We start from the raw sequence: 13,751 nt of genomic DNA on the forward strand, positions 1-13,751 counted from the left end.
TGGCCTAAAAGGGCTGAATCTATAGATTTTTGAGATAAAATGCCCAATCGAATATCGGCAGACATCACCTGAGTCTGTCGGTTTCCATTATTGAGGAATAATGGATTTGGGAGCAACTATCTGTACTCGGAAAACTCCCAATTGCCCTGATTGTCCCTGGAAATCTTACTGTCAGGCTTACAATCATGGTATTCAATCTGAAATACCTATGCGAGAACCATCTTCTCCCCTACCCACAAAAAATATCGGTGTTGCTGTAATCTGGAACGACCAGGGACAAATTCTAATCGACCGCCGACCTGCAAAAGGCTTATTGGGTGGTCTTTGGGAGTTTCCTGGTGGCAAAATTGAGCTTGGTGAAACTGTTCCGGAATGTATTAAACGCGAAATTCAGGAAGAATTGGGCATTGAGATTGAGGTTGGTGAACACCTGATCACAATCAATCACGCCTACAGCCACTTTCGTGTTGTGCTAAGTGTACACCACTGTCGCCATCTCAGTGGTGTTCCGCAACCCATTGAATGTGATGAGATTCGCTGGGTCACCTTAGATGAAGTAGATCAGTTCCCCTTCCCCAAAGCCAATACTCAAATTATTGCGGCTTTGCGCTCTCAAGACTGAACAGCGATTACCTGATCGGTTCAACTGCTAAAGCGCTTTCAACCTTCAACCTTGGCCAATAGGCCACGCTACGGGAACAAACTTCAAACTTGGCCAATAGGCCACGCTACGGGAACAAACTTCAACCTTCAACCCCATTTGCTATCGATAAATCGGTAAGGTGAAGTTAAAACAGCTGCCACCCTTGATAGGTGAATCAACCCAAATGCGACCATAGTGGGCACGGATAATCTTTTGACATAGGGCTAAGCCCAACCCATAGCCTTCTATAGCTTCGTCTCGTTTAAGGCGGAAGTGGTCTTCAAAAATGCGATCGCGATTTTCTTGTGGTATACCAGGACCATCATCGCAAACGCTGACTTGAACTTTCTGGGTAGTACGGTGGATGGTAGAGACAGCAATTTTCCCCCCTTTGGGAGTATACTTAATGGCATTATCCAGCAGGTTAATTAGCACCTGACGCACCAATTCTTCATCGCCGTAGACAGGAGGCAAGTCTTGCGGGATGTCGGTTTGCACAAGTTGAGCTTTGAGCTGAAACTGTTCGTGCATCTGAACTAGAACGTCTTGGCAAAGTCTGCCCAAATTCAGTTTATGAGGTCGGATGTTGAATTCAGCATTACTTCCCTTCCTAGCTTGCAGCAGATCCACCACCATCCGGTTGATAGTGCGCAATTGATTACGAGCTTGCTCAAATAGCCGTTCCTTTAGCTGTGGCGTCAGCCCAGGTTTTCTAACATTCTGGGCTACTGGTTGCTCTAGCTGTAGGGTGTCCAACGCAATGGATACTGCTGTCAAAGGACTACGCAAGTCGTGAGCTAACATCGATATGACTTGGTCTTTAAATTGCAGCTGCTCAAGCAATTCTTCTCTATCTTTCTTCAGGCGAAATAGTTCGTCGGATAGTCGAATCAGTTCCAAGGCACAAGCTAGGGAACCAGCTGTCTCTGGTGATGTCTCAGCCGAGGAGTTAGATGAGCGAACAGTTGGTTGTAAAGGGAATCCTTGGGTAAGTTGGGTTTGGTTTTCTTCTATAGAGCGTTGCCAGCGGGGCCACCAGCTCTTCAGCTGGGCAACTAGATTACTACCTGCAAGGGTTTGTTTGGGTTTCGGATTAATCTTAATCAGTGCTGGGGTTGCTACTAGCTTAAAATGTTCAGCTAGATAGGGTTGTTCCCCAACATCCACAACCTTTAGTTCAAAGGGATACTCTGTCTTGAGAGTTTCCAGATAATGGTGGATAGACTGGAGCTGTTTACGGGAACCGGGACGTTCATCGACAAACAGCAGCAGTTGTAGAAAGGTTGGGGAGTTCGTGTGTGTTTGTGTAGCTGCCTGCATGCAATTTGGTGTTAGCACTCTTAACCAATAAGGCTGGAATAAGACTAAGATTTGTTATTTTTTGTTGGTGATGTGTGCTTCCTTACAATTTAATATCTATTTTATTATTTTATAGTCTCGGTACTAACCAGCCCTTTTCTGCCACTTTCCCGGTCTATTTGAGACTAAAATCTTAAAATAATGTAACATTATCGCGGATTGCGTCAGTTCTCCTTTAAAAACCTATCCACGGCTGCTACTTGATCATGGCTATTGGCTACGTTGCTCTTGTCCTTCACGCCCATTTACCGTTTGTTAGGCATCCAGAAAGTGATTATGTTCTAGAAGAAGAGTGGCTATTTGAAGCCATTACTGAAACCTATATTCCCCTACTACATGTTTTTGAGGGATTAAAGCGGGATGGGATTGACTTCAAAATAACCATGAGTATGACACCAACTTTAGTGTCAATGCTACGGGATCCACTACTACAAGAACGTTATGAGCGCCATCTGTCACTGCTCGAAGAACTAGCCAAGAAGGAGGTTGAGCATAATCAGCATAATGGTCATATCCGTTACCTAGCCCAACATTATGTTCAAGAGTTCAGCACTATTCGCCAAACATGGATACACTATGAAAGGGATTTAGTCAAGGGATTTAAAAAATTTTTAGACAGTAATAACCTGGAAATTATCACCTGCGGTGCTACCCATGGCTATTTTCCTCTGATGAAGATGTATCCCCAAGCAGTTTGGGCTCAAATTCGGGTGGCTTGTGAACATTATGAGCAAAACTTTGGCTGTCCGCCCAAGGGCATCTGGTTACCGGAATGCGCTTACTACGAAGGGATGGAGGAGATGCTAGCAGATGCTGGTTTGCGCTATTTTATGATGGATAGTCATGGTATTCTCTACGCTCGTCCCCGACCACGTTTTGGTACCTATGCCCCCATTTATACTGAGACAGGAGTTGCTGCATTTGGTCGTGACCATGAGTCATCCCAGCAGGTGTGGTCCTCGGAAGTCGGGTATCCAGGGGATCCAGTATATCGGGAATTTTACAAGGATTTAGGCTGGGAAGCAGATTATAATTACATTAAACCTTATATTATGCCCCATGGAAAGCGGAAGAATACGGGTATAAAGTATCACAAAATTACAGACCGTGGTACAGGATTAGGGGAAAAGCAACTGTATGATCCGTATTGGGCAAAAGACAAAGCTGCGGAACATGCTGGAAATTTCATGTTTAATCGCCAGCAGCAGGTTAAACATCTAGCAGCAATAATAGAGCGTTCTCCAATTGTGGTGTCTCCCTATGACGCAGAGTTATTTGGTCACTGGTGGTACGAAGGTCTTTGGTTTCTGGATGTCTTGCTCCGTAAGTCGTGGTATGACCAGAACACCTATGAAATGACTCATTTGGCAGATTATTTGCGGAATCATCCGATCCAACAAGTCTGTAAGCCTTCTCAATCTAGCTGGGGGTATCAGGGGTTCCATGAATACTGGCTCAATGAAACCAATACCTGGATTTACCCTCATCTGCACAAAGCCACAGAACGGATGATTGAGCTGTCAAAGTTGGAAGCTACAGACGAGTTGGAGTGGAAGGCATTAAATCAAGCAGCGCGAGAGTTACTACTAGCGCAATCGTCAGACTGGGCATTTATTATGCGCACCGAGACAATGGTTCCTTATGCAGTTAGACGAACGCGATCGCATTTGATGCGGTTTAATAAGCTTTACGATGATATCAAGCTGGGCAAGATTGATGCAGGCTGGCTGGAGAAGGTCGAGGAGATTGACAATATCTTTCCCAAGATTAACTATCGCGTTTATCGTCGAGTTTGAATTATCCCCACACAATCGTTGGAAGATACAAGAAGATACAATAGTGAACGTTCCCTAAGCCAATCAAAATCCATGACGCCTTCTGAGTTAGATACTCCTCCCCAGGAAAGTTTGGATACTCTCAAAGACCCTGAGACCTATCTCGACGAGATACCTAATGATGTCGAGATGTCTCTGTTCGACCATTTAGAGGAGTTGCGAAAGCGGATTTTTTACTCGCTGATTGCTGTATTTTTGTCCATGGCTGGCTGCTTTGTCGCAGTTAAGCCGATTGTTCAGTTGCTGGAAATTCCAGCTAGGGGGGTCAAGTTTCTGCAACTGGCTCCAGGGGAATACTTTTTTGTGTCCTTGAAAGTGGCTGGCTATAGTGGCTTACTGGTGGCTAGTCCTTTTATTCTTTACCAAATCCTTCTATTTGTTTTACCAGGGTTGACTCGCCGGGAGCGACGCTTCATTGGACCTGTGGTTTTAGGCTCAACGGTTCTGTTTTTCCTAGGCTTGGTATTTGCCTACATTGCTCTAATTCCTGCTGCTCTGAATTTCTTTATCAGTTACGGAGCAGATGTAGTAGAGCAGTTGTGGTCAATTGATAAGTATTTTGAATTTGTCTTACTGTTGATGTTTAGTACTGGCTTGGCATTTCAAATCCCAGTTATTCAAATGTTACTGGGATTTTTTGGAATTGTTTCTTCCAAGCAAATGCTTTCTGGTTGGCGCACGGTTGTCCTAGGAGCAGCTATCTTGGGAGCAGTGCTGACTCCTTCGACAGATCCTCTCACTCAAAGTTTACTGGGGGGTGCTGTACTTGGTCTATATTTTGGTGGGATTGGAATGGTGAAGTTGGTCGGCAAATAATATTAAGTCAGGTTAATCAACCCGCTATCAAAACTACCATCGGGCTATTGAATGTTGGCTACAAATACCTTCTGGGAATAGGGAATAGGGAATAGTAGTCTAATTACCAATGACCAATTACTAACTAACTAACTATCTTTAGCATTATTGTCGCTAATTCATCATAGTAATAAGTCATGGCACAATCATGACTTATTACTATTGAGAAACAGATAATAAATGCTCTTTGTTACAAGTTGATGCTAATTTTAATTTCCCTTATGCTGAAAGCTTTACTGGGAATTACTTTAACAGTTAAAAAAACTGTTTATAAAGTCAAATAATTGCCCAGTAAGGCGATAATTGATTTGGGCGGTTATTTAGCATAATATCTATGGAAGAGCCATTATCAATGTATGTAAAAACGTAGCCTACTAAAGATAATTACTATTAGTAAACTGTGTCCCTTTAACGCCAATCCTCCCAATTTTGATTAAAAATGGACGTGTCTGGGAAAGCGGTGGGATTACCGTTTTTTTCTAACTGCTGGCGTAGAGCTTGGAGTTGGGTTTGTTGGAAGAGGGGTTCTTGTACAAGCTGGTAAGGTGCTATCCCAGTTTCTAAGGAAAAAGCAGCGGTTGTACCAGCAGCAGCACCGGATGACCATTCAAAGGAATGCACGCGATAAGCAGCAGCAGCAATGTGACTGGTAGCAATACTTTTACCTGCTACTAACAAGTTGTCAATTTTCTGAGGAATTATTGCTCGCAGGGGAATTTGGAACGGATAGGCTTGACCTGCTCCCCGCCGTTCCCCTTGACGCTCGGTGTTTCCTGGGGTTTCTGCTGGACTTAGGGTCATACAAGGATGAAAGTCGATGGCATAGTGACCAATACCCACAGAATCAGGATAGATAGTAGAGCGACTGCGTTGGCTGACTTGATCTGGCTGGATTTTACCTTGAATCACAGAGGGTGCTTCTAATCCAGCCAATACTGCCCACAAGCGGCGATATTCGTCTGGTGAGAGAGTCTGCCGATAATACTCATCCTGGTAGTCACGGCGGGAAATATCCACTTCTGATATAGTAAAGCCTTGAGGATAGCCAAAGGAAGGGCGTCCAATAATCCGCCTCCCTTCCCTGATATAGGGATACTTAGACAACCCATGCATTGTCCCCATCGGAGAATCTAACCCGGTTAGATAGCGGTGATTGGGATGAGGTTCTTTTACCCCATCCCCAAGCTGGGAGTCGGTAGTCCCTGCCACTAGCCAATAGTAATAACCGAGAGCGTTTTCTTCTCCTTTCCGTAGACTTTCCGTACGCAAGCCTCCCATCCAGCCACCGGAAGCCAGTTGACCACTGGTTCGTAATTGGCGACGGGTGTACACTAGATTATCTTCAGAAGTGCCAGGACGATAATCATTACCCCATGTCCAGTTTTGCATTGAAATGTCCCCTGGAGTGGGAGCAGTAACCCCCCATCGGATCCGTTTACCCCGCTTAGAACTCCAAATTCGCCGATAGGTGAATACTCCTTCAAAGTCAGCTAGGCGCTGTAATTCATAGCTGTAGTAGGGTTGGTATTGCGGGTAAAACGAGGGCATTTCTTGGGTTTGAGCCTCCTTGGTTTGCTCCATGGCAAAGGTGTAGGTAAAGCCTTGGGTGCAATAGAGGTCGTCAGTAGCACTAGATGCGGAGGGGTTTAGGTAGGAGCGGGAGTCAATCCCCAACCGGTAGGGAACGTCAGCTAGGGCAATAATTTCACCAGTTTCTGTTGCGTCGATAATGTACCAATTAGAACTATTGTCTTGGCTCTGTTGGGGGACAATGCGCAAAATGCTTTTCTCAAAGCGGGAGGAATTCTGGTAGCTATACCAATCTTCAATGGTTTGAGATAGGGGAAAGGTGTTCAGGGGAGGAGCATCAGCAGTACTTTTGTGTTGAATAGCAATCACACTGTCAATGGTTTTGCCATCGGCGCTAATCTCTAGTTCCTTAACTACAGTAGAGGGAAACCATTTTAATCTCCCTTTTCCCCGTTTGGCCGCCTTTCGTAAAATATTAAACAGGATTTGGTGAGCATCACGGGGTAGAAAACAGGATTCACTTACCCAGCAGTCCCCAGGATTGAGTTGACGGTAGTAGCGTTTGATGCGATCGCGTAATTCTAGATAGCCCTTAGGATAGAATAAACGCGATCGCTGAGTGGGTCGTTCATCCAGAGCAGAGGTTCCCTGGGCAGAAATTTGTCCCCCTACCCAGTCAGTAATCTCAGTCAAGCACACCGTTTGCCCTGCCAATAAGCCTTCATAGGCAGCCGCAGCACCAGCCAATCCACCTCCAATCACTAAGATTTCACAGGCTTCGGTTTGGTCTGGAGTTCTAGGGGGAGCTGCTATACCAGGAGATGGAGTAAACCCTAGTAATGATATGAATAGGGAAATAGGGACAAGCGATCGCTTCATGATTCGAGATAGTCAGTAAAATCTTTGACGATAAATTACCCTAACTTATCAATACTGTCATCTCCCAAACGTTGTATCAATTATGCCATGGCATGTCAAAGCACCCGAAAAATAAACGGATAGCGATAGGGCTGATTAGGATTTTCCAGCACCTTGACTAAGGCAATTATGGACATAATTAGACTGACAAGCCCTAATATAATTAGCAGCGGAATCCCAATAATCACCACAGTCAGTATCAGACAAATCACCCCATATATATAAAGGCAAATGTGAAAATTCAGAGCTTCTTTGGCATTTTCTTTGACCACTGAGTCTTCGGTGACCAAAAAAATGACTATCGGGATGGCAATAGAGACGACCAGAGAGCTAAAAAATATTGAGCCATGACATAACAGTGATAAAAGCTTTCGTTGATCCATATCATTCATCCGATAAATCCTCCCATGCTTCCCCAGGGTTACTTTTATGGATTTTATTTTCCATAATACAGGTAAGTTGCTAGAATTCATTGAACGGAACTGATTTATGTAAAGATATGTAAATGATTGATAAATACGATGGCTAATCCGGTGTGGTCGGCTGATAATCTTTCTAACTAAGGCAGAACTAACAGTCGTCATATCCGGCCTTTGGTATTGCCTTCACTGCTCCCTTCCCTAAATTCCTAGTTTCAGTCTTAAATCACGATTCGGCTACGGTTTGAAAGTGCTGGCGATGAATTTAGTCTTGCCATACTGCTCGTTAGGGGTAAGCTTTACCATTTGGTGTTGCCTGAAACGGCTAACTTAATTTTCCCAACGCTTATCCAATCCTTAACCTCTGCTCAAAGGCCACCAATTAATAACCCCTACCCCGATAAGTCATGGGAAATCATCTAAAATTTCATCGACCTACATCTGGTCAATGGTCTAAGTATTTAATTATTATTATCTTACTCCTGGGGATAGTTTTTCGATTAGTCAATATTGACAAAAAAGTCTATTGGATTGATGAAGCCTATACATCCTTGCGAATTTCTGGCTATACCAAAGCAGAAATTATCCAAGAAATTGATGGTCGTCAAATTAATGTTAAAGATTTACAGTACTATCAGCGTCCTAATGATAACAAAGATGTAAGTGACACGATCCAAGGGTTAGCGTTACATGAACCACAGCATTCACCGTTATATTTTGTCATGGCTCACTTTTGGGCAAAGTTGTTCGGTTATTCTGTAACGGTGATGAGAAGTTTACCAGCCTTGATTAGTCTGTTGACTTTGCCGTGCATTTATTGGCTTTGTTTGGAGTTGTTCGAGTCTCCCCTAACGGGATGGATTGCGATCGCATTGCTCTGTGTCTCCCCATTCCATGTGTTGTATGCCCAGGAAGCTCGACAATATAGCTTGTGGACATTGACTACATTGTTTTCCAGCATAGCCTTGCTGAGGGCGATGCGTCTTAGCACACTGATCAGTTGGGTAATCTATGCCATAACCGTTTCTCTAAATCTCTACAGCTATTTGCTTTCTGGATTAGTTTTTATTGGACATGGTATCTATGTTTTTTGTATAGAAAAATTTCGTTTTAGTAAACAAGTCGTTAGGTATGGATTAGCTTCGCTTTTCGGAATTATTGCTTTTATTCCTTGGTTAAGATTGGTAATTAAAAACGGTATTGAATTGGGGGATTGGGCGGATAAACAGACTCCATGCGGTAAACTAATCACCCGCTGGCTTATCAATCTTAGTTCTGTGTTTTTCGATATCCAGATTGGCTATAACAATCCCTTATTTGATGTGCGATCAGGTCGAGACCTAAAATTTAACTACGACCATTTACTGATTTATTTCGATATCCTAATTTTAATTATCGTCGGCTATTCTATTTATTTTATGTGTCGTAATAGTCAGCAACGGGTTTGGTTATTTATCTTGACCATGATCGCAGTTGTCGCGATGTTTCCCATTGCTCAAGATTTAATTTTAGGAGGACAGCGTTCCAGCATGGCTCGCTATTTTATTCCTTGTTACTTGGGTATAGAACTTGCTGTTGCTTACCTCCTTGCTAAAAAAATTAATCCCCTAAATGCTAATACAATAAAACGACAACAACTATGGCGATTAGTTGCTATTACAGTTATTTCAGCAGGTGTGCTGTCTTGTGCCATTAGTTCTCAAGCAGAAACGTGGTGGCATAAATACAGTAACTATTACACTCCTGAGGAAGCTCATATTATTAATGAAGCCAATCGTCCATTGGTGATTAGTAGTGATATCATGCGATTAGTGTCTCTGAGTTATTTACTTGAGCCAAACGTGACCTTACAGTTAATCAAAACTAAGGATTATCCTACAGTTTTTTCCAGTTTCAGTGACGTCTTCTTATATAGACCTTCTCCGAAACTGCGACAAAAATTTGAACAGGAGTCACCCTATGATGTTAAACCAGCTCATAAACGCAAGCATCTCTGGAAGCTAGTGCGGTGAAACCAAAAGTCAAAAGGTCAAACCAACTTGACCAATGAGCCATCAATCATGACTAATGACTAATCAATCTAATCATTTTTTTTCCACAACAGAACTTTACGTTTTTTAAAGCCAATATTTCCTTCGTATATCAGATTGAACTTATAGTTATTATGTTTTTCCATACTGGGGCGTAGCAATGATGGTGATGGAATATTTTCCAATACAAAAACATCAGTAAATTCAGCTGATACTTTTGGTAATTTTTCTTCAGGTATTTCTGAAACGTTTTTGATTTTTTTGATGAGTTGTAATTGAACCTTAGGGTCAAGCTTATGGCTCATGGATAGAATTCGATTGTGAGTACTATCGCTCAGTACAAGGGGAGCAGGAGACTGATTAATAATATTAGCAACTTCTGCATTATAGTAATCACTGTACTTCGTCCACCAAGTTTCAGCTTGGACAATCAGCACACCAGATAGTACACCACAAGAGACTAAGATAACTGTAGTCAATCGCCATAAACGTTTTTGCCAAATACTAATAGAAAACTTAGTTATTTTGGTGGAGAGTAAATAGGAAATAGTGAGTTGAATCCCGATGTAGGTTGGGAGTTGATATCGAGCAATCGTTGAGCGCATGCCTCCTGAAATCACATCTGGTAGCACTAGGGGTAGACTAGTAAATCCCATCAGGAGCAAAACAAATAGCCAAACTTGTTTTGGAGTATAGCGACAGAGAAAATATAGCCCATAAATCACTAGCCCCACAATTGGTAGCACTAGGTAAGTTCTAGGCTGGGTGTAGCTAAAGGTTAGGTCAAAGGGGTACTCCTTGCCTAGGGGTACATCAAAAAAGCCGTAGAGTAGATTCTTCAGCCAATATCGACCCAGATCCAGGGGGGGTAATTCTTTAATGACCCATCCCCATTCCTTGCTAGCTCTAGGTTCGTTTTCCAAGAAAACAGCTAACCAAGGTGAAAATATCAACAGTGCTGCTGTGACCGCACAGATGTAAGCAATTACCCGTTGACGCCCTTGCCAACCTGCGATGATCAGGACATAAATGCCGTGACCTAGGATAATCGGTGCTGAAAATAAATGAGAGTAGAAGGATAGCGCTACAGAAAGTGCATAAATGCACCAACTCACCCTAGTGTTGACTCGCATCGCTCTTAACAGGGAAGCACTCGATAGCAAGATACTCACAGTCCACAGACTATATTCCCTAACTTCCTGGGCATACAAAATATGGATCGGTGAAACAGCGAATAGGGACACGGCAAGCCATGGGGTCAAGGATGCCCCAAATAGTTCTATGCACAACCAGTAGAGGCAGGGTAATCCCAGCAAGCTAATCAAAGCAGGTAAAGTGCGCTTGAGTGCTAGGGAATTACCAAGCCATTGTTCCCAGAATCGGGCTAAAATATAGTAAACTGGCGGGTGTTGTGGCGCTTCTTCCCCTATAATTCGTAAGGTATTGGCGAGGCTACGCTCAGAATTAGGGGTCTGGTATTTTTGTAATTCTGTAGCGCTAATCACTTGACCTGTGTAGATATCCCCGATAATTTCTTCCGCTGAATAGCCAGCAATTCTAGAGGAGCTGAAAGTTTCATCCCCCCAGTAGACTTTGCTGTCGAGATTGGCTAAGCGAAAGACTATACCTAAGAGCAGTAGGGTAATGCATAATAGTCGCAAGGGAGGTTGAGGTAATTTCCCTAGCTTTAATCTTTTGGTTTCCATCACACAAAAAAGTACACCGAAAAGTATACAGGAAAGTACAAAGGTAATTGATTCGTATTCGTTTAATTTGGATATTGTACTTGATCGCTTTTTATTGACCGTTTCCTGATTACTGTTAACGATAATATTTCACTGTTAACAATAATACTTAATCTAGAAAATTACCGATAATCGTCACTCCATTATCCCATTTTAAGTATCTCTACCCAAACACAAAAAAGTATGAATCCCCCAGCCTCGAATCCCCCTAAAAACCAAGTAATATTTTGGTTTAGCTTGAGCCTAGCATTTGCTATGGTTTACAGCCTGATTGCCCTCGAAGAAGCCTTTAGTAATCAATACATTGTACAAGATGATGCCAGACAGCATGTATTTTGGATGCAACGGTTTTTTGATCCCAGCTTATTTCCCGATGATCTGATTGCCAATTACTTCCAATCTGTAGCACCTGCTGGCTATACTACCCTCTATCGGCTGATAGCATTTGTTGGGATTAATCCCCTCTTATTGAATAAACTACTACCGATGGTGCTAGGGTTGATTACCACTAGTTACTGTTTCGGGCTTTGTCTACAAATGCTGCCCATCCCAGCCGCAGGATTTATTGCGTCTTTGCTCCTAAATCAAACCCTATGGATGCTCGATGATTTAGTATCAGCAACCCCTAGGGCGTTCATTTATCCCCTGCTGCTAGCATTTTTATACTACCTATCACGGCGCTCATTGATCCCCTGTCTAGTAGTGATCACCCTCCAGGGTTTATTTTATCCTCAGTGCGTTTTCCTGTGTTGTGGCGTCCTGGTGCTGAAACTGTTGCGTTGGCGAGAGGGTAAAATCAGACTATCCTCCCAGAAGAATGACTATTGGTTTTGTGCAGCTGGGTTAGGTGTGGCATTCATCGTCCTGTTGCCCTATGCTTTGACCACTTCTGACTATGGTCCAATTATCAGCGCACAGCAAGCCAAAACAATGCCAGAATTCCAACCAGGAGGGCGAGTTGCCTTTTTCGATCACAACCCATGGCATTTCTGGTTGGAAGATGCTCGCAGTGGTCTATTTCCCCGAAGAAAGCGTTTACCTATAGCTGTCTGTGCTGGTTTACTATTGCCTATCCTGTTACGATTTCCCTCATGGCTACCGTTAGTGAAGAAAGTCAAAGGGGAAACGGTACTCCTGACTCAACTGGCTCTAGTATCCGTTGGCATGTTCGTTATGGCTCATGGTGTCCTTTTCCGACTGCATCTACCCAGCCGTTACAGTAAGCATAGTCTGCGAATTGTGCTAGTCTTAGCTGCTGCGATCGCTATAACTCTATTACTTGATGCTATTATTCAAGCTTGCCAGACGGTAGCCTTCCCTCTAATTCCAGGGAAACCAGTGTTGGGACGAGCGATCGTTACACTCGTGGGAATGGCTCTAATCTTGTCTCCTCTTGGTTTCCATAATTTCCCCAAAACCAACTATGAGCTTGGGAGGCAACATGGCCTCTATGAATTCTTTGCTAAACAATCAAAGGATATCCTAATTGCCTCACTATCAAAGGAAGCCGATTTCTTGCCAACCTTTTCTGGACGGTCAATCTTAGTCAGTAGAGAATACGGTATTCCCTATCATACTAACTATTACAACCAATTTCGCAACAGAGCGATTGATTTAATTCAAGCCCAGTACAGTCCAAACTTAGCTGAAGTTAAACAGTTTATTAGGCAGTACAAAATTGATTTTTGGTTGTTAGATAAGAAAGCATTTAATCCCCAATATATAGCTGAAAATCGCTGGATTATGCAGTATCAACCAGTAGCAGCAGAAGCTCAAGCTCGACTCAAACAAGCCATTGTTCCGGCAATTGTTAACGTAATCGATTCCTGTTCTGTTTTCGAGACAGAGAAGGTTGTGGTTTTGGATACCGAATGTATAGCGATAACTAGTAACAGTTAAATAGGTAAGCCCAAATCAATACAGCTATGTAACTATATATAAACAAATCTATCTAAACATGCTGGCTCAAGGGCATAGATTGAATTTCTAGATGTTTTACAAAACTTGACATCATTTAGTTCCATTAGTCGGTTTAATCATGCCTACCTACTAAATGGGTAATTTGGGAAACCCTAGTAATTCATGTGATCCCAGCCCTGAACGCTACTTGGTATGACACTAACTCTTGATTTTCATCATCACTTTAAAAAGCGATGCTCTTACAGAGCCGCTACGCGATCGCATCCCCTTTTTCACCCAATCAAGCTAACCCAAATAACAAAACTCAATCAATTAGGGGGTCAAACCCCTCAACTTATCTGAAACGACTGGGTTCAAGATTTTAATTAGATGCCCTAAATTGTTGTTAAAGTCAATTCTTCTATTGTAGCAGGCATTACCAAATTCAGCCATCAAAACCCTACCTATCCCAGGGCTAAACCATTGCTCTGTATCTAATACAGGAAAAGGAAGACAAG

The 13,751-nt window shown here is 42.9% G+C and carries 8 protein-coding genes and 1 pseudogene; 5 read left to right on the top strand and 4 right to left on the bottom strand.

Going from position 1 to position 13,751, the window contains the following annotated elements; all coding sequences use genetic code 11:
• Positions 1 to 97 precede the first annotated feature (97 nt).
• Positions 98 to 622: pseudogene (gene mutT, locus F6K63_RS09575) on the top strand (8-oxo-dGTP diphosphatase MutT); the annotation flags it as partial.
• Positions 623 to 763: 141 nt separating this feature from the next.
• On the opposite strand, the gene F6K63_RS09580 reads toward mutT, so the two are convergent.
• On the bottom strand, positions 764 to 1,981 hold the full coding sequence (locus F6K63_RS09580) for a histidine kinase (protein ID WP_438941762.1): 1,218 nt from the start codon (positions 1,979 to 1,981) through the stop codon (positions 764 to 766).
• A 227-nt stretch (positions 1,982 to 2,208) separates the two neighbouring features.
• Between F6K63_RS09580 and F6K63_RS09585 the strand changes: the two genes are divergently transcribed.
• Together F6K63_RS09585 and tatC are read left to right on the top strand one after the other, a co-directional pair.
• Positions 2,209 to 3,798 carry a glycoside hydrolase family 57 protein gene (locus F6K63_RS09585; RefSeq protein ID WP_287311870.1) on the top strand — a complete coding sequence of 530 codons (1,590 nt, stop codon included), beginning with the start codon at positions 2,209 to 2,211 and terminating at the stop codon, positions 3,796 to 3,798.
• A 72-nt stretch (positions 3,799 to 3,870) separates the two neighbouring features.
• On the top strand, positions 3,871 to 4,653 hold the full coding sequence (tatC, locus tag F6K63_RS09590) for a twin-arginine translocase subunit TatC (RefSeq protein WP_287312104.1): 783 nt from the start codon (positions 3,871 to 3,873) through the stop codon (positions 4,651 to 4,653).
• Positions 4,654 to 5,100: 447 nt separating this feature from the next.
• Here the strand turns inward: tatC and F6K63_RS09595 are convergent, their stop codons facing one another.
• Complete coding sequence (locus F6K63_RS09595; RefSeq protein ID WP_287311872.1) at positions 5,101 to 7,101, bottom strand: FAD-dependent oxidoreductase; 2,001 nt, start codon at positions 7,099 to 7,101, stop codon at positions 5,101 to 5,103.
• A gap of 95 nt (positions 7,102 to 7,196) precedes the next feature.
• Positions 7,197 to 7,532 carry a DUF4870 domain-containing protein gene (locus F6K63_RS09600; RefSeq protein ID WP_071106467.1) on the bottom strand — a complete coding sequence of 112 codons (336 nt, stop codon included), beginning with the start codon at positions 7,530 to 7,532 and terminating at the stop codon, positions 7,197 to 7,199.
• A 434-nt stretch (positions 7,533 to 7,966) separates the two neighbouring features.
• Here F6K63_RS09600 and F6K63_RS09605 point away from each other — a divergent pair, with 434 nt between their 5' ends.
• Entirely contained in the window at positions 7,967 to 9,571 is a 1,605-nt protein-coding gene (locus F6K63_RS09605) for a glycosyltransferase family 39 protein (RefSeq protein ID WP_071106466.1), read from the top strand.
• Positions 9,572 to 9,639: 68 nt separating this feature from the next.
• On the opposite strand, the gene F6K63_RS09610 is transcribed toward F6K63_RS09605, so the two are convergent.
• Positions 9,640 to 11,295, bottom strand: coding sequence for a glycosyltransferase family 39 protein (locus tag F6K63_RS09610; protein WP_287311876.1), 1,656 nt, complete (start codon positions 11,293 to 11,295; stop codon positions 9,640 to 9,642).
• Positions 11,296 to 11,517: 222 nt separating this feature from the next.
• On the opposite strand from F6K63_RS09610, the gene F6K63_RS09615 reads away from it, so the two are divergent.
• Positions 11,518 to 13,233 (top strand): hypothetical protein, encoded by a 1,716-nt coding sequence (locus tag F6K63_RS09615; protein ID WP_008189495.1) that lies wholly within the window; start codon positions 11,518 to 11,520, stop codon positions 13,231 to 13,233.
• The last annotated feature ends 518 nt before the right edge of the window (positions 13,234 to 13,751 follow it).

This window comes from Moorena sp. SIO1G6 (assembly GCF_010672795.1).
GTDB classification, from domain to species: Bacteria; Cyanobacteriota; Cyanobacteriia; order Cyanobacteriales; family Coleofasciculaceae; genus Moorena; species Moorena producens.

Bases quoted from the DNA above. Each gene is read 5' to 3' on its own strand.
- F6K63_RS09585 (WP_287311870.1), top strand. From the start codon at position 2,209: ATGGCTATTGGCTACGTTGCTCTTGTCCTTCACGCCCATTTACCGTTT.
- tatC (WP_287312104.1), top strand. From the start codon at position 3,871: ATGACGCCTTCTGAGTTAGATACTCCTCCCCAGGAAAGTTTGGATACT.
- F6K63_RS09595 (WP_287311872.1), bottom strand. From the start codon at position 7,101: ATGAAGCGATCGCTTGTCCCTATTTCCCTATTCATATCATTACTAGGG.
- F6K63_RS09600 (WP_071106467.1), bottom strand. From the start codon at position 7,532: ATGAATGATATGGATCAACGAAAGCTTTTATCACTGTTATGTCATGGC.
- F6K63_RS09605 (WP_071106466.1), top strand. From the start codon at position 7,967: ATGGGAAATCATCTAAAATTTCATCGACCTACATCTGGTCAATGGTCT.
- F6K63_RS09610 (WP_287311876.1), bottom strand. From the start codon at position 11,295: ATGGAAACCAAAAGATTAAAGCTAGGGAAATTACCTCAACCTCCCTTG.
- F6K63_RS09615 (WP_008189495.1), top strand. From the start codon at position 11,518: ATGAATCCCCCAGCCTCGAATCCCCCTAAAAACCAAGTAATATTTTGG.